This window comes from Rhizobium sp. WW22 (genome assembly GCF_047041135.1).
GTDB lineage: Bacteria > Pseudomonadota > Alphaproteobacteria > Rhizobiales > Rhizobiaceae > Rhizobium.
Genome location: NZ_CP178199.1, coordinates 394,853 through 413,915 on the forward strand (window position 1 = coordinate 394,853; position 19,063 = coordinate 413,915).

General features: G+C 59.8%; 18 protein-coding genes. 8 read left to right on the forward strand and 10 right to left on the reverse strand.

All coding sequences use genetic code 11. The features are described 5' to 3' along the window. From atzF to ACK83U_RS20805, 9 genes are read right to left on the reverse strand one after another with little or no spacing between them, the layout of a single operon-like run. Positions 1-1,803, reverse strand: a complete 1,803-nt coding sequence (gene atzF, locus ACK83U_RS20765; protein ID WP_112608371.1) for an allophanate hydrolase — start codon at positions 1,801-1,803, stop codon at positions 1-3. After that, positions 1,800-2,153 (reverse strand): cupin domain-containing protein, encoded by a 354-nt coding sequence (locus ACK83U_RS20770; RefSeq protein WP_112410222.1) that lies wholly within the window; start codon positions 2,151-2,153, stop codon positions 1,800-1,802. Before ACK83U_RS20770 ends, atzF begins: the two co-directional genes overlap by 4 nt. Beyond that, complete coding sequence (locus ACK83U_RS20775) at positions 2,146-2,814, reverse strand: cysteine hydrolase family protein (RefSeq protein WP_112608373.1); 669 nt, start codon at positions 2,812-2,814, stop codon at positions 2,146-2,148. The genes ACK83U_RS20770 and ACK83U_RS20775 overlap by 8 nt, the downstream gene beginning before the upstream one ends. Continuing rightward, on the reverse strand, positions 2,814-4,364 hold the full coding sequence (locus tag ACK83U_RS20780) for an ABC transporter ATP-binding protein (protein WP_112608375.1): 1,551 nt from the start codon (positions 4,362-4,364) through the stop codon (positions 2,814-2,816). Before ACK83U_RS20780 ends, ACK83U_RS20775 begins: the two co-directional genes overlap by 1 nt. A 1-nt stretch (position 4,365) precedes the next feature. Beyond that, positions 4,366-5,421 (reverse strand): ring-opening amidohydrolase, encoded by a 1,056-nt coding sequence (locus ACK83U_RS20785; protein ID WP_112608377.1) that lies wholly within the window; start codon positions 5,419-5,421, stop codon positions 4,366-4,368. Next, entirely contained in the window at positions 5,421-6,134 is a 714-nt protein-coding gene (locus ACK83U_RS20790) for an isochorismatase family cysteine hydrolase (RefSeq protein ID WP_112608379.1), read from the reverse strand. Before ACK83U_RS20790 ends, ACK83U_RS20785 begins: the two co-directional genes overlap by 1 nt. An 11-nt stretch (positions 6,135-6,145) precedes the next feature. After that, positions 6,146-7,072, reverse strand: a complete 927-nt coding sequence (locus tag ACK83U_RS20795) for an ABC transporter permease (RefSeq protein WP_112609111.1) — start codon at positions 7,070-7,072, stop codon at positions 6,146-6,148. Then, a complete protein-coding gene (locus ACK83U_RS20800) occupies positions 7,072-8,202 on the reverse strand; it encodes an ABC transporter permease (protein WP_112608381.1) in 1,131 nt (376 codons plus the stop codon). The genes ACK83U_RS20795 and ACK83U_RS20800 overlap by 1 nt, the downstream gene beginning before the upstream one ends. Before the next feature lie 19 nt (positions 8,203-8,221). Next, positions 8,222-9,349 carry a BMP family ABC transporter substrate-binding protein gene (locus ACK83U_RS20805; RefSeq protein ID WP_112608383.1) on the reverse strand — a complete coding sequence of 376 codons (1,128 nt, stop codon included), beginning with the start codon at positions 9,347-9,349 and terminating at the stop codon, positions 8,222-8,224. Positions 9,350-9,687: 338 nt separating this feature from the next. On the opposite strand from ACK83U_RS20805, the gene ACK83U_RS20810 reads away from it, so the two are divergent. The 8 genes from ACK83U_RS20810 to ACK83U_RS20845 all read left to right on the forward strand — a co-directional run bounded on the left by ACK83U_RS20810 (position 9,688) and on the right by ACK83U_RS20845 (position 17,479). Then, a complete protein-coding gene (locus ACK83U_RS20810; RefSeq protein WP_112609113.1) occupies positions 9,688-10,359 on the forward strand; it encodes a GntR family transcriptional regulator in 672 nt (223 codons plus the stop codon). 357 nt (positions 10,360-10,716) lie between these two features. Then, complete coding sequence (locus ACK83U_RS20815) at positions 10,717-11,520, forward strand: MetQ/NlpA family ABC transporter substrate-binding protein (RefSeq protein WP_112608385.1); 804 nt, start codon at positions 10,717-10,719, stop codon at positions 11,518-11,520. After that, on the forward strand, positions 11,508-12,665 hold the full coding sequence (locus ACK83U_RS20820; protein ID WP_112609115.1) for an ATP-binding cassette domain-containing protein: 1,158 nt from the start codon (positions 11,508-11,510) through the stop codon (positions 12,663-12,665). The genes ACK83U_RS20815 and ACK83U_RS20820 overlap by 13 nt, the downstream gene beginning before the upstream one ends. Further along, positions 12,646-13,299 (forward strand): methionine ABC transporter permease, encoded by a 654-nt coding sequence (locus ACK83U_RS20825; RefSeq protein WP_015343691.1) that lies wholly within the window; start codon positions 12,646-12,648, stop codon positions 13,297-13,299. Before ACK83U_RS20820 ends, ACK83U_RS20825 begins: the two co-directional genes overlap by 20 nt. A 28-nt stretch (positions 13,300-13,327) precedes the next feature. Further along, entirely contained in the window at positions 13,328-14,587 is a 1,260-nt protein-coding gene (locus tag ACK83U_RS20830) for an SfnB family sulfur acquisition oxidoreductase (protein WP_112608387.1), read from the forward strand. Continuing rightward, on the forward strand, positions 14,578-15,837 hold the full coding sequence (locus ACK83U_RS20835) for an SfnB family sulfur acquisition oxidoreductase (protein WP_112608389.1): 1,260 nt from the start codon (positions 14,578-14,580) through the stop codon (positions 15,835-15,837). Before ACK83U_RS20830 ends, ACK83U_RS20835 begins: the two co-directional genes overlap by 10 nt. Positions 15,838-15,854: 17 nt before the next feature. Beyond that, positions 15,855-17,216 carry an LLM class flavin-dependent oxidoreductase gene (locus tag ACK83U_RS20840; protein WP_412474988.1) on the forward strand — a complete coding sequence of 454 codons (1,362 nt, stop codon included), beginning with the start codon at positions 15,855-15,857 and terminating at the stop codon, positions 17,214-17,216. Between the two features lie 65 nt (positions 17,217-17,281). Further along, positions 17,282-17,479 (forward strand): SDR family NAD(P)-dependent oxidoreductase, encoded by a 198-nt coding sequence (locus tag ACK83U_RS20845; RefSeq protein ID WP_412474989.1) that lies wholly within the window; start codon positions 17,282-17,284, stop codon positions 17,477-17,479. An 81-nt stretch (positions 17,480-17,560) separates the two neighbouring features. On the opposite strand, the gene ACK83U_RS20850 is transcribed toward ACK83U_RS20845, so the two are convergent. Next, positions 17,561-19,009 (reverse strand): aromatic amino acid lyase, encoded by a 1,449-nt coding sequence (locus tag ACK83U_RS20850; RefSeq protein WP_112608391.1) that lies wholly within the window; start codon positions 19,007-19,009, stop codon positions 17,561-17,563. Positions 19,010-19,063 lie beyond the last annotated feature (54 nt).

Here is a 19,063-nt window from a genome sequence, read left to right on the forward strand (position 1 = left end):
TTACGCCGTCGCAGCGATATAGGTGCGCCATCCGCCATAATGCGTGATATCCGTCGCGTCGGCGATGGCGGTGGCTTCGACCAGAAATCCCTTGGTCGACGTGCCATCCGATAAAAAAAGGGTGCCGATGCTGAGGGGTGAGGGGATGGTCGCAACGAATTGGCCGAACGCGGCCGGCGTCATTTGCCAGATTTCGACATCGATTTGACCGCCGGTCGCCTGTGGAACACGAATAAGTCCCGGCTTTGCCGGCTTCTGCCCCGGCAAGACGTAAAGCCGATAGCAATCCGATGTTCGTGCTTTCCGCAGAAAGCGGCTGTCGAGGGCAAGGAGTTGTGCGTTCAGCGGCATGCCGGAGAGATGGGCGCCGACCACCGCGATATCGATCAGCCCGGCTTCGTCAACGCTGATCGTATCGTTCGGCTTCGGCTGCAGCCATCCGGTTGCGCCGAGCGTCAAGCCGCTGCTTGCGTGAATGTCACGAGCAAGCGAAGCCGTGAGGCCGTCGCGTCCCGACGATGTCAGCAGGGTCACGCTGGCTGGACGACCGTCGCTGCGTATGCCCGCTGGCACGGCGATGCCGCACATGTCGAGCAGATTGACGAAGTTGGTGTAAGTGCCGAGACGAGAATTTTCGCGGATCGGCTCGGCCTCGAGGTCGGCATGTGTGTAATGTGTCGGCGCCGTCGGTACACAAAAGAGATCGACCGATGCGATCAGCTGAGCAACCTTCTGTTTCAAGGCCTGCAGCGCATAGAGACCCTTGAAGGCGTCCGCGGCCGAAAGCTGCTTGGCGCCGCCATAGATCCCGCGGGTGACGGGATGGAAGCTCGCCTCCTTGGCGTCGAAGAAATCCTTGACCGCCGCATAGCGCTCCGCCACCCAGGCGCCTTCATAAAGCAGGTTTGCCACCCTGTAGAAATCGCCAAATGATACTTCCACCAGGCGATGGCCCAGTTTCGTCAACATAAGCAAGGCCTCGTCATAGGCAGCCTCCATGACGGCGTCACCGAAGAACAACCGGTCGGCCTTCGCCGGCACGCCGATGGTCAGGGCCGGCGGTGCTTGCCTAAACCCATTGGCCGGAATGGTTTTCGAATAGGCGTCCTTGGCATCGTGACATGCGGCAACCTCGAATACCCGCCAGGCGTCGTCGACCGTCAGCGCGAAGATTGAAACACAATCCAGCGTGCGGCAGGCGGGAATAACGCCGCTTGTCGACAATGCGCCGAGGCTGGGTTTCATGCCGACGATATTGTTGAGGCCGGCTGGAATGCGACCCGATCCGGCAGTATCGGTGCCGAGCGCGAAGCTGACGATACCCTGCGCCGTCGCCACGGCTGAACCCGAGCTCGATCCGCCTGGCACCAAATCGGCATCCATGGCGTTGCGCGGAACGGGATACGGAGTGCGGACGCCGACGAGGCCAGTTGCGAATTGATCGAGATTCGTCTTACCGATTACCAGAGCACCGGCTTCTTTCAGCAGGCGAACAACGGTGGCATCTGTGTCGGGCATATAGGCGTAGTCGGGGCACGAAGCGGTCGTCGGCATGCCGGCGACGTCGATATTGTCCTTTACGGCAAAGGGAATGCCCCAAAGCGGTTTTGTCGCCGGGTCGAAGGCGCCTAGCGCTTCAGCTTCGACGAGCAGATCCCCTATGTCGACAAGATGGATGAAGATGCCGGGATCGTTCACCTCGGCAATGCGCGCAAACACCGTGCCGATCATGTCGGCGGCCGTCAGACCGTTCTGGTAGGCTGCGTGTAGGGAGGCGATGTCGAAAGCTGGTCCCGCTCTCATGTTGTTTTCTCTTCGAGTATTTTGACGGGTCGGTCCCATTGGATGAGCACGACGCAACCGGTATCACTCCAGACCGAATGTTCGGTGCCGGCAGCATTCACCACATAGCTGCCCCTGCCGTAGTCGCCAGCCTCGTCGGATTGGGTGCCCTCAAGCACCAGGATGGTTTCGAGCCCTTCGTGGCGATGGCGCGGCACCGAGGCTCCGGCCTCGTATTTCAGCAGTGCCACGCCGGGCTGGTCGCCTTCGAAGGGACGGATCCAGTGGATCGTCACGTCAGGTCGGAAGGGACCGAATTCCAGTTCTTTCCAGCCACCCGCCGTCAACAGTTCGCGAGTCGTTTCAGGCATGGTTGATGGCCTCCAGAATGTCATCGATATGCGCCGTCCAGCCGACGATAGCGCCCTGCGCTTGGATCATTGCGATGGCGGCAGACTTGAATTCGGGGAAATAGCTTTCGGTTGCCTCTTCGGCGAGGAGGCATTCATAGCCGCGGTCGTTGGCCTCGCGCATGGTGGTCTGGACGCAGACTTCAGTGGTGACACCGGCAAAGACAAGCTGCTTGATACCCTTACGCTTCAGGATGTCGCCGAGTCCGGTGGCGTAGAAGGCGCCCTTGCCGGGTTTTTCGATGACGATCTCGCCATCGATGGGTGCGAGCTCGGGAAGAATTGCCGTGCCAGGCTCGCCGGCAATCAGGATGCGGCCCATCGGTCCCTTGTCACCGATCCTGAGCGAAGGATTGCCGCGGTCGCGCTTGGCGGGCGGCAGGTCGGAAAGGTCAGGTCTGTGGCATTCCATCGTATGGATCACCGGCAGGCCGGCTGAACGGAAACCCGCGATCAGCCGCTTCACATCGGGGATGATCCTCGTGATGCGGCTGACATCATTGCCGAGGCTGGCGCCGAAGCCGCCGGGCTCGGCAAAATCACGCTGCATGTCGATGACGATCAATGCCACGGTCTCGCGTCGCAGCGGGAAAGGGAACGGTTGAGCCTTGACGTCGGTCATCAGTGATGTCCCGCCATGTGAGCGCCAATCACCGAGACATCGGCGGTCTGCGCCGGTGTTTCGTAGACGAGCTTGCCTTCGGAGATCACCATGATGCGATCCGACATTTCCAGAAGTTCGTCGAGATCCTCCGACAAAAGCAGCACGGCCGCCCCGGCGTTGCGGGCACGCATGATACGGGCGCGGATTTCGGCGACGGCAGAAAAATCGAGGCCGAAGCAGGGATTGGAGACGATCAACAGATCAACGTCGCCCGTCAGCTCCCGCGCCAACACGGCACGCTGAACATTGCCGCCAGAAAGGGCCGCGATCGGCGAAGAGGATGATGCTGTCTTCACCTTGAAGTCGGAAATCAGCGATGTCGCCCGCTTCTTCATCCGGCCCCTGTTTAGCCAGATCGCGTCAGTGCCGGTCTCCGTCAGGTCGAAGGTGCGGAAGGCGAGATTTTCGCTGACGGTCATGCGCGGCGCACAGGCATTTTGCAGGGGCTCTTCCGGAATGAAGCGGACGTTGTTCTTTCGTGTTTCGGGCCGCGTTGCACCGTAGATCTCGCCGTTGACGCTGATCGCTCCAGTCTCGGTCGGCCGCTGCCCGGCGAGAATTTCCGTGAGTTCTTTCTGGCCATTGCCGGAAATACCAGCGATGCCGACAATCTCGCCGGAACGCACCGTCAGCTTGTCGATCTCGATCGTCTTCAGGCCGGAACGGTCCGGAGCCTTGACCCGTTCGACTTGCAACACCGGTTTTGCTGTATCTGCGACGCGAATGCGAGTATCGAGTTCAGCGAGTTTGATGTCGCCGATCATCATCGCCGCCATATCCGCCGTTGAGAGTTCGCCGACCTTGCCGCCGCCGACAAGCTTGCCACGTCGCAGGATCGAGACCGCGTCGGCGAATTTCGTCACCTCATGGAATTTGTGGCTGATCATCAAAACGGTCAACTCGCCGCGTTCGGTCATGCCCCTCACCAGGCCGAGCATCTCATCTGCCTCCGCCGGCGTCAGCACCGAGGTTGGTTCGTCAAGTACGAGGAAGTTGCGGCCAAGATAAAGCTGCTTGACGATTTCGAGCTTCTGCTTTTCGCCGGCGGCAAGCTCGCTGACCCGCCGGTCGAGCGGGATCTTGAAGGGCATCCGCTCCATGAAGGCCGCAAGCGCCTTACGCTCTTTGGCCCAGTTGACGATGGCGGGTACTTCGGTGCGGCTGATGACGAGATTTTCCGCACCTGTGAGCGACGGCACCAACGTAAAATGCTGGTAAACCATACCAAGACCATAAGTAGCTGCGTCCTTCGGGGAGGCGACCGCCACCTCGCGACCGTCGACAGACAGGGAACCTGAGGTCTGGTGATAGAAGCCCATGATGCACTTGACGAGCGTCGATTTCCCCGCGCCGTTTTCACCGAGCAGCGCGTGGAAGGTACCTGCAGGAATACTTACGGATACGTGGTCGAGTGCTGTGAAGCTGCCAAAACGCATGGTCATGTCGAGCGTTTCGATGCCGACCGCCTTGCCGGCCTGTGGAAGAGGGGTATCGCGAATTATGCTCACCTCAATGCTCCTTTTCGACAATGATGGCGACGGGACCCCCGCCGGGAGGCCCTTGATGTTCGGCGCCGCCGGAGACGTAGAGATCCGTGATGCCGAAGAGGCCAGCGAGCACGCCGCCAACGAAGGCGCGCGCATGGCGCGTGCCTGAGATATCGGAATCGTCCAGCATCGTATGGCGCTTGCCACGAATCTTTCCGGTCGGATCCGGTTCGGCCTTGGCGAGAACGGCAGCGAGGCGGCTGTTGGCCGGCAGGCGTTCGTATGCCTCGCGCACCGCGGCTACATCGACGGCATCACGCATTACCGCATGGTCGATCGCCAGTGGCCCCGACCATCGATCGCTCATGCCGAGCACAATGATTTCGTGATCCGTCAATTCAACGCCGGCCGAGGCGGAGGCGCGGCGCGAGAAGAGTTCATGGCTGTAACAGATGTCGGTGTCGCGGAGCGCTCTTTCGTCAACCTCGCCGAGCGCGACCGCCACGCCGAGCGCCGATGCGCCGCGCGACAGGCCCATCGATTTCAACGTGTCGCGGGTGGCGAGTGTGTTTCCCTCGGCTTCGGCCGCGCTGATGCGGCTGAGCGTGAGGAGCGGGCATTTGATCTGGACGAAATGGACATCGCTTGGGTCGTCGATGCCGGCGTCACGCATCGCTATACGCACAGCTTCAGCCACAAGCAGAACCTGTTCGCGCCGTCCGAGATGTTGGGCTGGTAGCGAAGGCGTACGCGCAACCCCGATCGCCAGCGCGCGTTCGGCCGGCGCATCGACCACTTCTCGCGCGAACACCGTCCAGTGCGGCGAGAGTGCCCCCTCCGTCCCCCCGGACATGACGAGCGAGACGTCATCGGCGCCGTGCTGTCGAAAGAGTGTTTCGAAGCTGCGGGTAGCATAGCCGCGGCTGAAATCGTTAACGCAGCCATTGCCCCCGGTCTTGCCGAGTATAGCTACGACATTCTTGGCCGCCAGGCCGTCGGCAAAAAGCGCTTCGACCCCGGAGGTATCGTCCGGTCCTTGCGCAGAAACACGATAGACATGGGCACGTAGTGAAGGCATCAGGGCAATGCCTCGATCAAGGCCTTGGAATTAGAAACCGAGCCGAAGACGCCGCCCTGCATCTTCACCATCTTGATGGCGGTAAGGTGATTTCCGTAATCGGTCGCGCCACAGCAATCTTCGAGCAACAGGCACTCAAAGCCGCGATCATTCGCCTCGCGCATGGTGGTGTGAACGCAGACGTCGGTCGTGATGCCGGTGAGAATGATGTTCTCGATGCGCTTCTGGTTCAGGATCAGCTCCAGATCTGTGGCATAGAAGGAACCCTTGCCGGGTTTGTCGATGATCGTCTCGCCGTCTATCGGTTTCAGTTCCTCGATGATGTCCCAGCCGGGCTCGCCGCGCACGAGGATGCGGCCACAGGGGCCGGGGTCGCCGATGCCGGCATTGATGCGCTGCGAGCGCCAGCGCTTATTGGCAGGCAGGTCGGCAAGATCGGGGCGATGACCCTCGCGGGTATGAACGATATGATAGCCCTTGGCGCGCATGGCGGCCAAAACCCGTTTGATCGGCTCGATCGGCGCGCGTACCAGCGAAAGATCATAGCCCATGTGATCGACATAGCCGCCAGGCCCGCAGAAATCCGTCTGCATGTCGATAATGATGAGCGCTGTGTTGTCCCGTCTGAGGGCGCCATTATAGGGCCATTTATAGGGATCGGCGTTGATGTAAGTCAGTTTCTGAACGATGGCTGCGGCTGCGAGACTGTTCATGGCTGATCTTCCTATTTGGTGAGCGAAAGCGCGCCGGGAGCGCCGCTAAGCGCGCGGGTGGGCGAGGAGGTGATGATCATGATGACGAGCGTCAGCACGTACGGAGCGGCGTAGAAGAGATAATATCCCTGCGTCACGCCGACGGATTGCAAAGCTGGGCCAAGCGCGCCGGCACCGCCGAAGAGAAGTGCGGCAACGAAGCAGCCGATCGGGTTCCAGCGCGCAAAGATCACCAGCGCCACGGCCATCAGGCCCTGTCCAGAGGAGATGCGCTCGTTCCAGGAGCCTGGATAGTAGAGCGATAGATAGGCGCCGCCGATCGCAGCCAGCGAACCGCCGACAGCGGTTGCCAGTAGCCGGACACGATCGGGGTCGATGCCCATGGCGCGCGCCGCGTCCGTACTGTCGCCCACGACGCGCAGCATGAGGCCGATCCTGGTGTTCCTGAATGCCCACCAGAGGACAAGGGCGAGAGCTGCACCGAGAATAAAAAGGATGTTGATGTTCAACGCTGCCTGTACCGGCTGCAGGTTTGACCAGAAACCGAAGGGGATCGCCGGCAGGTGCGGCGCGACAGGCTGGATGAAGGTCTTGCCGAGAAAGAAAGCGAGGCCGAGGCCGAATTGCATCATGGCGATGCCGATGGCGATGTCGTTGACCTTCGGCCATTTGCAGATCCAGCCGTGTACAGCGCCGAAGATCGCCCCGGTTGCCATCGCGCCGAGCACGCCGAGCCAGGCCGAACCGCTCATCACGGCGACCGCATAGGCCGTCATGGCGCCGAATACGAGCGTGCCTTCAAGGCCGAGATTGATGCGGCCGGAACGCTCGGTGATCGTCTCGCCGAGGCTGACGAAGATGAAGGGCGTCGAGACGCGGATCGCGCCGGCGAGGATGGCAAGGGGCACGCCCCAGAGACCGATTGCGGTATCGTCCATCATGCGCTCCTTTTCCAGAGGTCGGGATTGAAGATCTTGAAGCGGCCATAGAAGGTTTCGCCAAAAAGGATGACGATGAAGAGCGTGCCCTGCAGCACGAGCACGGTCGCGTCGGGCAGGCCCATGCGGCGCTGGATCAGGCCGCCGGATGCGTCGATGCCGCCGAGAAGGATGGCGACCGGGATGATCGCAAGCGGATTGTGACGCGCCAGGAAAGCGACAAGGATGCCGGTATAACCATACCCGGCGGCAAGCGAAGCATTGGCACTGCCCTGGACCGCGACGACCTCGATCATGCCGGCAAGGCCGGCGAAGCTGCCGGCAATTGCCGTGAAACCGGCAATTAGCCGCCCCACGGGCAAGCCCTGAATCTGCGCGGCTCGAGCATTGCCGCCCGCGATGCGAGCGGCGAAGCCGTAACTGGTCATCTCGAGCAATATCCACGAGAAAACACAGGCGATAATGCCGATGACGAGGCCCCAATGCACGTCCATGCCTGGAATATTGCCGAGCATATAGTCGTGTGGCAGTGGCTTGGTGGAGGGCTTGTTCAGGCTTGCCGGATCGCGCAGCGGTCCTTCGACGAACTGGTTCATCAAGGCGATGGCTATATAGGCGAGCAGCAGTGAGGAGATGGTTTCGTTGACGCCGCGATAATGGCGAAGGAAGCCGGCAAGACCGATCCAAATGCCGCCGATCGTCATGGCGGCAAGCGCCATGAGGACAAGAACGATGATCGGCGACAACAGGCCGATGACCGGCAATGCGATCGCCGCAGCCGCCACACCGCCGAGGACGACGGCGCCTTCGCCACCGATGATGACGAGACCGAGTCTTGCCGGCAGCGCAACGCAAAGCGCAGTGAGTAGCAGGGGGGAGGCGCGGCTCAAGCTGTTCTGGATGGAAAACCAGCTGCCGAAGCCGCCGGCATACATGAAGCGAAAGAGGTCGGCCGGCGATTTGCCGACGGCCAGGATGAAGAGGGAGAACAGTGCGAGGCCGACCAGGATTGCGCCAAGCGTGATCACCACAGGCTCGGCCCGTCGCGCGAGCCATTCGAGGGCCGGGCGCAGCTGCGCCCGCCTCTGCTGGACGATGGACAATGCAGGCTCGTTGACTTCAACCGTCATGACGGTTCTCCCTCGATAATCAGGCCGTGGAGCCGACAACGCCTTCGACGAGATAGTTCATGCTTTCGAGTTCGATTGCGTCCTCGGCGAAGCTCTTGTCCTCGGTGATGACGACATTGCCCTTGTTGTCCTTGATCGGGCCTTTGAAGACCGAGAATTTTCCCGCCATCATCTCGGCAAGCGTCGCCTCGAATTTCTTGCGGGATTCATCCGAAACGCCGGGGCCGAGCGGGCTCATCTTGACGAAGCCGTCCTTCAGGCCGCCGCGAACGAAATTGCCGAGCTTTCCGCCGGCCTGCGCCTTTTTGACGAAATCGGAGTACACATTCCCCCAGGCCCACTCCGCGCCAGTCAGATACTTCGCCGGTGCAAGGGGGCTCTGGTTGGCGTGATAGCCACAGACGAAGGCACCGCGGCCGGCGGCGGTTTCGACGACGACCTTTGGGCTGTCGACATGGCAGGTGATGACATCCGCCCCCTGGTCGATCAGCGCGTTGGTCGCTTCGGCCTCCTTGACAGCCAGTGACCATTCGCCCGTGAAGATCACCTGGCAGGTGATGGCCGGATCGACGGAGCGCGCGCCGAGCAGAAAGGCGTTGATGTTTTGCAAAACCTGCGGGATCGGCTTGGCTGCAACAAAGCCGATCTTCTTGCTCTTCGTGGCATAACCGGCGGTCACGCCGTTCAGATATTGACCCTGAAAAATGTAACCGAAATAGGAGCCGGTATTGACCGGGTTCTTGTCGGCCTGCCAGAGACCGCCGCAGTGGCGGAACTGGATGTTGGGATATTTGGCGGCCATGGCCAGCATATGCGGATCGAAATAACCGAATGACGTCGGGAAGATCAGCGTGGCACCGTCAAGATTGATCATCGATTCCATCGTCTTTTGAACGTCGACGGTTTCAGGGACGTTTTCCTCTTCGACTACGGTGACACCAGGAAGCGCCTTGACGACGGCAGCGCCTTCGGCATGGGCTTGGTTGTAGCCATAATCATCTTTTGGGCCGACATAGATGAAACCGACGGTGAGGGCGGTTTGGGCGTAGGCGCGAGATGACAGAAGGCCCGGCGCCACACTGGTGACTGCACCTGCAGCCGAAGCCTGGAGAAAGTTGCGGCGAGTCATGTGAAGGAGTCTGGTCATGGGAATGCTCCTTGGGGCTGGAGCCCGGTTCGTAAGAAGGATCACATGAAAGTGTATGCAATCATCATGCCAGATATTAAGATTTTGATATTATTATACTAAAGTCTCATGGAAGTCTTGATAGCAAAAAGTGTATGCAGATTCTGTTGAAATAATGCCCTGAAATAAGCAATGCACTTTTTTTAATCTTCATTTTGCGATGAACGCCGCAGCGACCGATTCGACAGAGATTTTCTGTTAAAAAATATCATTGAAAAACAACCAATTAAATTGACAATTGACTTTGGTTCGTTCGTGCATACATCTGTATGCAAGATGTTGAGGATTCGCCTATTTCTGTGAAGCAGATCAAGCGTAGGGAAGTTGTGAGGCCGGGAACGACCGTCGAACAGATGGTGCGGGCTATGGCCGATATGATTGTAACGGGAGCGCTCCTGCCGGGCGAGAAGCTTGACGAAATAACGCTGGCGGCCCGCTTCGAGGTATCACGGACCCCGGTTCGCGAAGCCTTACGCGAACTTGGCGCGATGGGGCTTGTCGGCCGTGAACCGAACCGCAGTGCTGTTGTGACGAATGTTAGTGGTGCCTATCTGCATTCGATGTTTGAGGCAATGGCGGAGCTTGAAGCCATTTGCGCGCGCCTATCGGCGGAACGAATGACCGTCGATGAACGTCGCACCCTTGAGCGCCAACATCACGCTTCCGCCCGGCTGGTGCGTGCCGGCGCCGAGGAAGATTATGCCACATACAATGTCGAGTTTCACAATCAGCTCTATCGTGGCGCGCATAACGACCATATCCTCGAGCTTGTGACGCAAACGCGCGCCCGGCTTGCCCCCTTCCGTCGCGCACAATTCCGCCTTCCCGGACGCCTTGCCAAGTCCTTCGATGAGCACGATATCATCGTCACCGCAATCATGCGCGCAGACGCCCAGGCGGCCAGACAGGCGGCCTATTCGCATGTCGCCATTGTCAGCGATGCCAGCGTTGCTTTTGTCGAACATCGTTAGCGATTTGAAGTCTAGGTGACCGCCAGCCCATAGGGGTCACAGGACATAACGGCGAGTGCGTCATTATCGATGCGGAAACGCCTCATCCATCATGGTCAGAAGCGATCGCGAAGCCGGGACGTGATATCGTCCGGCTTGCCGAAGCCGACAGGCTAGCCCACCTTTTTCCCGCTCCCGATGCAATAGGGCGCAGAAGAAGGATTGCGGCTTTTACCTATGCAGTTTTGAGAGACATCATGGCAAATCGGACGGACTGGAGAAAAAATATTCCATATAGGCTCGTTGGTGGGTATTTCCGTCTTTGCCTATAAAATTTGTGGTCTTTATCTTTCGTGTCATTGAACCCGAGAGGATGCCATGAGAATTCATATTGCAGGTCTTTTTTCAGCAATTCTACTTGCAGCGACGGGGGTTGCACAGGCCGAGACAATCAAGGTGGGCGTTGTGCCGGGCGTTTATGCCGACTCCATCGAGGCAGTGATCCCTGAGGCTAAGGCCAAGGGCTTGGATATCCAGGTTGTCGAATTCAGTGATTGGACGACGCCAAACATCGCGCTTCAATCCGGCGATATCGATGTCAACTATTTCCAGCATCAGCCGTTCCTGAACAATGCGATCAAAGAACGGGGCTATGAGTTTGTCAGCGCAGGCATCGGCGTTCTCGCCAATATCGGTATCTATTCTTTGAAGTACAAGAATTTTGCCGATGTGCCGCAAAACGGAAAGGTTGCGATCGCCAATGATCCCGTCAATCAAGGTCGTGGGCTGCTCCTGCTGCAAAAGGCTGGGCTTATCAAGCTCAGGGATGGCGTGGGCTTCAAGGGCACGCTCGACGATATCGTCGACAACCCTAAGAAGCTGACCTTCAACGAGGTCGAGGGTCCGCAGCTTGCGCGCGTGACCGGTGATGTCGACCTGGCCCAGGGCTATCCGCACTTCATCGTCGCATCCAAGGCCTTCGATCCGAGCTCGGGCCTTATCTATTCCGGTGTGGACGACAAGCAATTTGCCATCATTTTTGCAGTACAAAAGCAAAAGGTAGATGATGCCGGGATTAAGGAGCTCGTGGCGCTTTATCAGAATTCGCCGGCCGTACGGGCAGCAATCAGCAAAGCATTCGCCAATGATCAGAAGCTTTATACGCTCCCATGGCTGAATTGATCGAGCGGATAAGGCAGGATCCGGAACACAAGACGGCGGCGAGCGGCGGCACCTTGCAGCACGCCGCCGTTGTCGGTCAGCCGCTGTCAGGCTCTCCGATAGGGTCGGTAGCTTTTGACGGTGTCGAGAAGATTTATTCGTCGGCAGCTGGTCCGGTCCATGCCCTCAAGCACATCAGCCTCCATGTGCCGGCGGGTGCGATCTACGGTATCATCGGGCGAAGCGGGGCCGGAAAATCCAGCTTGCTGCGGACCATAAACCGCCTGGAAAAGCCGACCGGCGGAAAGGTCCTGGTCGACGGACAAGACATTGCGGTGCTCGATGAGGATGCGCTGGTCGCATTGCGACGACGCATCGGCATGATTTTCCAGCACTTCAATCTTCTCTCAGCCAAGACTGTCTGGGGCAATGTCGCTTTGCCATTGATCGTTGCAGGCGTGCCGCGCCGGCAGATCGAAGAAAGAGTGGCCGAAGTCCTGTCGCTGGTGGGTTTGGAGGGCAAGGAGAGCACCTATCCCTCGCGTCTCTCTGGTGGTCAGAAGCAACGCGTGGGCATTGCGCGCGCACTTGTTCATAGGCCGGAGATCCTCCTTTGCGATGAGGCGACATCGGCGCTCGACCCGGAGACGACGCTTTCCATCCTGGGCCTACTCAAGGATATCAATCGCCGTCTCAAGCTGACCATCATTCTCATCACCCATGAAATGAGCGTCATCCGTGAGATCTGCGACCACGTGCTTGTTCTCGATCAAGGTGAGATTGCCGAAGCCGGGCCGGTCTGGCGCATTTTCGGCAATCCGCAGCATTCTGCCACGCAGGCGCTCTTGCGACCCCTCAACCGCGAAATCCCGGAGGATATAGCCAGGCATCTGCGATCTTCGCCGCGCAACGAGTATTCGCAGGCTATCTGGGAACTGGTCTATACTGGTGAGGGTGGCTTGGAACCCGACCTTTCTAGAATAGCCAGCGCGACCGGCGCTTCCGTGCGGTTGCTGCAGAGCTCGCTCGACCGCATTGAGGGTCGCGTTCACGGCCGGCTGTTGATTGCAGTACGCCGGACGGGGAGCAATCCGACGGTCCCCTCGCAATTTGCCGATCTTGCTCATCAAGTCAGGGTATTGGGTTATGTCGACCATGATGTATGAACGCCTGTGGCAGGCGTTTCTTGATACGATTGCGATGGTCGGTGCTTCTGCTCTCATCGCGTTTATCGCCGGCATTCCTCTTGCTGTCTTCCTGGTGCTTTCGGCGTCTGGCGGCCTCATCCATGCGCCGCGGTTGCATGGCATTCTCGCCGCAATCATCAACGGCTTTCGGGCCACGCCGTTCATCGTTCTCCTGGTGGCGTTGTTGCCATTGACGCGATGGCTCACCGGAACGACGATCGGTGTGTGGGCCGCCGTCGTGCCGCTTTCGATCAGCGCTACGCCGTTTTTTGCGCGCATTGCCGAAGTCAGCCTCCGCGAGGTCGACGGCGGGTTGATCGAAGCTGCCCAGGCGATCGGCTGCCGACGCTGGCACATCGTGCGCCATGTGCTCCTGCCTGAAGCACTTCCGGGCATCGTCGGCGGCTTTACCATCACTATCGTCAGCATGATCGGCGCCTCGGCCATGGCAGGCGCGGTGGGCGCCGGCGGTCTCGGAGATATGGCGATCCGCTATGGTTATCAGCGCTTCGATACCACCGTCATGGCGGTTGTCATTGCTGTGCTCATTGCCATGGTCTGTTTGGTGCAGTTCGCAGGCGACCATGCCGTGCGGCGCCTGCGAGCGCGCTAATATCAGCAACAATATCCGGAGTAGCTCCATGACTGAACCTGATGCCGTGCCGGCTGCGTCCGGCTCGAAAGAAGAAAGCGCCATCAGGCGCCCGTTGCGACCGCGTACTCCACATCTGATCCGCTCGGATGCAGAGGCGTTGGAGATTGCCCACGGCCTCGCGGCTCGTTTCGCGGCGGGTGCGGCAGAACGGGACCGCGTTCGTCGCCTTCCTTGGGATGAGGTGGAGGAATATACCGCAAGCGGCCTCGGCGGCATCACTGTGCCGAAGGAATACGGAGGCGCCGACGTCTCCTGCGTAACGCTTGCCAAGGTCTTCGAAATCCTTTGCGCAGCCGACCCTGCACTCGGTCAGATTCCGCAGAACCAGTTCGGCGTGCTGGCGCTGCTGCGCGATGTGGGGTCGCCACAGCAGAAAGCCCGTATCTACGGCGATATACTTGCCGGTTATCGCATCGGCAATGCAGGGCCCGAGCGTGGCCAGAAGGCGGTCAACCACAGCTCAACTCGCCTGGCGCGCGGGGCAGATGGATTAAGATTGACCGGGCGGCGCTTCTATTCCACTGGCGCCATCTTCGCTCATTGGATTCCGACGCGCGCCGTCGACGATGACGGGCGTGCGGTCCAGGTTTGGGCTGCCTATGACGCGCCGGGCGTGCGCGTTATCGACGACTGGTCTTCTTTCGGCCAGCGTACGACGGCCAGCGGCTCGGTGGAATTTACAGACGTACCGATAGATGAAGCTTTGGTTTTCCCAGTCTGGTCCTATGGGGACAGGCCCGGTGTCTCCGGTCCCATCTCGCAGCTCATTCAGGCGGCGATCGATTCCGGTATAGCGGCGGCTGCGATTGCCGATGCCGTGACCTTTGTCCGCGATCACGCAAGACCTTGGATGGATTCCGGCCTGCAGTCGGCCTGCGAGGATCCGACGATCCTGCATGAGATCGGCGATCTCCACGCGGATTTGCACGCAGCGCAAGCACTTCTTTACGAAGCGGCGGCCGTTATCGACGAGGTGGCAAAGGCGCCTGTCGGCGAAGCGGAGAGCGCCAGAGCCTCTGCCGCCGTTGCCGAAGCCAAGATATTGACGACGGAAGTCGCGCTGAAGGCGGCTGAAAAGCTCTTCGATGTCGCGGGATCCGCGGCGACGCGGGCTGCCCACAATCTGGATCGGCATTGGCGAAATGCGCGCGTGCATACGCTTCACGACCCAGTACGCTGGAAATATCATTTGCTCGGTAATTATCAGCTCAACGGCATATTCCCGGCCCGCCATCAATGGAACTAGCGAGGAAAACCGTGACTGATACCGACTTTCGCATCCACGTCGAACCCGCACCGCCGCCGCTGCGGCGACCCGATCTCATCTCCGACGACGAGGAGGCGATCGCGGTGGCAACCGTCCTGGCGGCAGAATTTGCCGTCGGTAGCGCGGAACGGGACAGGGGTCGCATCCTGCCATGGCGTGAACTGGAGCGTTTCAGCGAAACTGGTTTGTGGGGCATTACCGTGCCGCGCGAATTCGGCGGTGCAGGCGTGTCGACGCACACGCTGGCTCAGGTGATCGCCATCATCGGTGCCGCGGATGGATCGCTGTCGCAGATTCCTCAAAACCACTTTTACGCGCTTGAAGTCTTGCGTGTCGGAGCCTCGGTCAAGCAACAACGCTTCTTTTTCGAGCGCGCACTGGCGGGCGAACGTTTTGGCAATGCGCTGGCGGAAATCGGCCAGCGCGATTTCAAGCGACGTACCCGGCTTTTTCGCGAGCGGGGAAAGTGGATAGTTCACGGGCAAAAATTTTACTGCACAGGCGCCATTTACGCGCACTGGATTCCGACCCTTGTCGTTGCTGAGGAGGACGCAAGGGACGTCGCTTATCTCGCCTTCATCCCACGAAATGCACCCGGTGTGACGATCGTCGACGATTGGGACGGCTTCGGGCAGCGGGTTACCGGAAGTGGCTCGGTCGGATTCGATCAGGTGGAGATCGATCCGGAATGGATCGTCCCCTTTCAGTCTTCCTTCGAACGCCCGACGACGATCGGTCCGGTCGCTCAAATCATGCATGCGGCCATCGATCTTGGCATAGGGCAGGGTGCCTATCGGGAAATGTTGCAGTTCATCCGCGAACGGGCCCGGCCCTGGCTGGATTCAAAGGTCGAACGTGCCTCGGAAGATCCCTTGACGCTGCAAAACGTCGGGAATGTCTGGCTGCGGCTGCGGGCTGCGGAAGGCTTGCTGAAGCGAGCCGCAGACGCAACGGATGCGGCTCGTGCTGATATGACCGAGGACAGCGTTGCCCACGCCTCGATCGCCGTTGCGGAAGCGAAGATATTGACGACCAAGGCAAGCCTGCTTGCCGCCAACAAGCTGTTCGAGCTGTCTGGCACCTCATCGACGCTTTCGGATGACAACTTCGATCGCTATTGGCGTAATGCCCGCACCCATACGCTGCATGACCCGGTGCGCTGGAAATATCAGGCCATCGGCAACTATTATCTCAATGGCAAACGGCCACCGCGCCACGGCGCGATCTGAAATCGGAATAGCTGAAGATGGCGACCATGAAAAAACAGATATTGCTCAATGCGTTCAACATGAACAGCGTCGGGCACATCAATCATGGGCTATGGGCGCATCCGAGGGATCAGTCGCATCGCTACAAGACACTCGACTACTGGACCTCGCTTGCCGCCACGCTGGAACGCGGGCTGTTCGACGGTATCTTTCTTGCCGACATCTTGGGCGTCTACGACGTCTACCAGGGCTCCGCCGATTTGACGCTTCGTGAATCCATTCAGTTGCCGGTCAACGATCCTCTCCTGCTCGTCTCCGCGATGGCGGCCGTGACCCGGAACCTTGGATTTGGTATCACCGTCAATGCCAGTGCTGACGCGCCGTATATTTTCGCCAGACGGATCTCGACCCTGGATCATCTGACCGATGGCCGCGTCGGCTGGAACATCGTGACGGGCTATCTCGACAGCGCGGCGCGCGGCCTGGGTCTTGACAACCAGATCGAGCATGACACCCGCTATGATCGCGCCGATGACTATCTCGACCTGCTCTACAAGCTGTGGGAGGGAAGCTGGGAGGATGATGCGGTCCTGACCGACAAGGAAAGGCGTATCTATGCCGATCCATCAAAGGTACACGTGATCGACCATCAAGGGCCGTTTTACCGCTCGCAGGCCTATCACCTGGCCGAACCGTCGCCCCAGCGCACGCCGGTTCTTTATCAGGCCGGAACGTCCGGCCGTGGGAAGCAGTTTGCAGCGCGACATGCTGAATGCGTCTTCATCGCAGCCCCTGACAAGAACTCCGCTCGCGCGGCCTCCCGTTCGTTGCGCGAGGCAGTGGTGGCGGCGGGCAGAAAGCCAGAGGACATAAAGATCTTCCTCGGTATCACCGTCATAACCGATCGCTCCGTCTCGGCGGCACGAGACAAGCACGCAGAGTATCTGCGCTACGCCAATCCCGAGGCAGGTCTCGCACATTTTTCGGCCAGCACGGGCATCGATTTTTCCAGGTACGATCTCGATGAGACCATCATCTACGGCAAATCCAATGCGAGCCAATCGGCAACGCAGATTGCTCAACAACGCGGCTGGACAAAGCGACAGTTGCTGCAGGAGCTCGCCATGGGTGGGCGTTACCCGGTCGTCGTCGGCGATGCCACGGAGGTTGCCGATGAGCTTTCGTCATGGATGGATGAAGGCGAAATCGATGGGTTCAATCTTACCCGCACCGTCGTGCCGGAGAGCTTTGAGGACTTTATCGACATTGTGGTGCCGGCGCTTCAGGAGCGCGACCTCTACAAAACCGCTTATGAACAGGGCTCGCTTCGCAGAAAGCTTTTTGGTGAAGGTGACAGATTGCCGGATCGCCATATAGGGGCATCCTTTCGCCGTCCATGATCAGCCAGATCGGGCACGAGCAAACGCTGAACGCATGTTGAGGTCGGCACCATCCACGAAAGGGCATGATTGCTCCCTTAGCCAGCAGCTTACGTCGCCAATATGGACGCATCGATATCCTGGTCAATAACTCGGGTGTCTATGAGTTTGGTCCGCCGGAAACGGTCACCGAAGCGCAGTTCTACAAGATGTTCGACATTAGCGTGCTTTGTCTACTCCTGGGTCACGCAGGCGGCTGCGGACTGGCCTTCCCCTGGCGATGACATCGAAGCTCTCGTGATCAGCCAGGCGACCATTCATGAGAACAAGATCCTGGTGATGACTGTGCGAAGACGCAGGGGGCGTCAGGGTGTGAATGCCTTCGAGGTGAACAGTGTTGCCAGGCGCGACAACTCCGGCCCAAGAACGCGATCGTCATCGACCGGAGGCACGATGCCGCGCACCTCCGAAACGAAATCACGCAATGCAGCCGGCGCCTGACGGCCGGTAACGTGAAGTGCCTGCGAAGCGATCACGGCAAGGCTCGCCAGGCAGGCGTCCAGGCAGCGGCCCGCTCGTTCTTCCTTGGCCCAGGCCAGGAAGGCGGTAGCGGCGACATCGTCCTGACCTGATCCTGCCGATTCCGTGCCGGGTATGAAGGTCCGCTGTGCGGCGAGTTTCGCCTGTTCGAGATATCCGGTTGTCGCCATCGGCACGTAGCCGAGGCTGCCGTGGCCATCGCTGTCGCTCGGATGACGGCCGACCATCAGCATGTCGGGCAGATGCGATACCGCGCCGTTCAGGAGCTTGGAGCCATGGCGGTCACACAGGAGGCAGATGTCGGCCCAGATGGCGGCAAGATCATCCAGCGCCGGCGCGGCCATCGCGTTATGATAACCGCCCGTGCTGATGCACCGGCCGAGCGGATGCTCCTCGTCGGGCGGAATGTAGACTGGGTTGTCCGAGGCCGAGGCAAGCGACAGATTTGCCGCGCGCTCGGCGGCGGAGACGGCGCGATGGGCATGGCCCAGCACGCGAGGCACGATGCGATAGCTCACCGGAGCCTGATAGTTGCGGCGATCGCTGCCGGCGCCCGCGAGAAGCGTGCGCAATGCGCGAAGGGCGGCTGCTTCATGTTCGTCGCCCCAGAGCTGCTCTAGCGCTGCGTCATAATGCTCCATAGGCGCGCGGAACGCCTCGATCGACAGGGCGAAGACCTGTTCCACAAGATGAAGACGCCGCCGCGCTGCAAGGGCAGCATCCGCCAGAAGGGCCGCCGCGCAGGGCGAGCCGTTGATGAGGGATCCTCTTTCCTTGACTTCGAGGTCGAAGCGAGCCGTCAGCTCGGCAAATAGTGGATAGAGTGCAAGAATTTCCCCGGCGCCGCCTTGCCCCGACGATGCGACCGTCGGCAATGGAGCGCCATCCAGCATGTCGGCGACCGCCAGCGTGATGCGTGGGGTGGTCGCAGCGTTGCCCTCGATGAAATTCGCAAGACGGGCAAACACCATCGCCCTGACGACACGTTCGGGATAGGGATCGCCGAAGGATGTCGCGGCGGCAAAGGCCTTGATCCGGGCGTGGCGCTCGCGCTCTTCCCGGGAAAGACGCGTGCTCGCCAGCTCTCCCATCGCCGTCGTGACACCGTAGATCATGACCGTCGGATCATTGTCGATCAGCAGCAGGAATGCTTCACGGCAACGGGCAATCTCGGCGATGGCCGCGTCGGAGATCTTCACATTCTCCCCCTGCCAGGCGACGCGAAGAACGGACTGGAGATTGATATCTGCCCTTTTCGTCAAAGTGACTGTCATGTTCGTTCCTTGAGGTAGGCGGGAATTGCATGGTGCTTGAGCGCGAATTGTTCA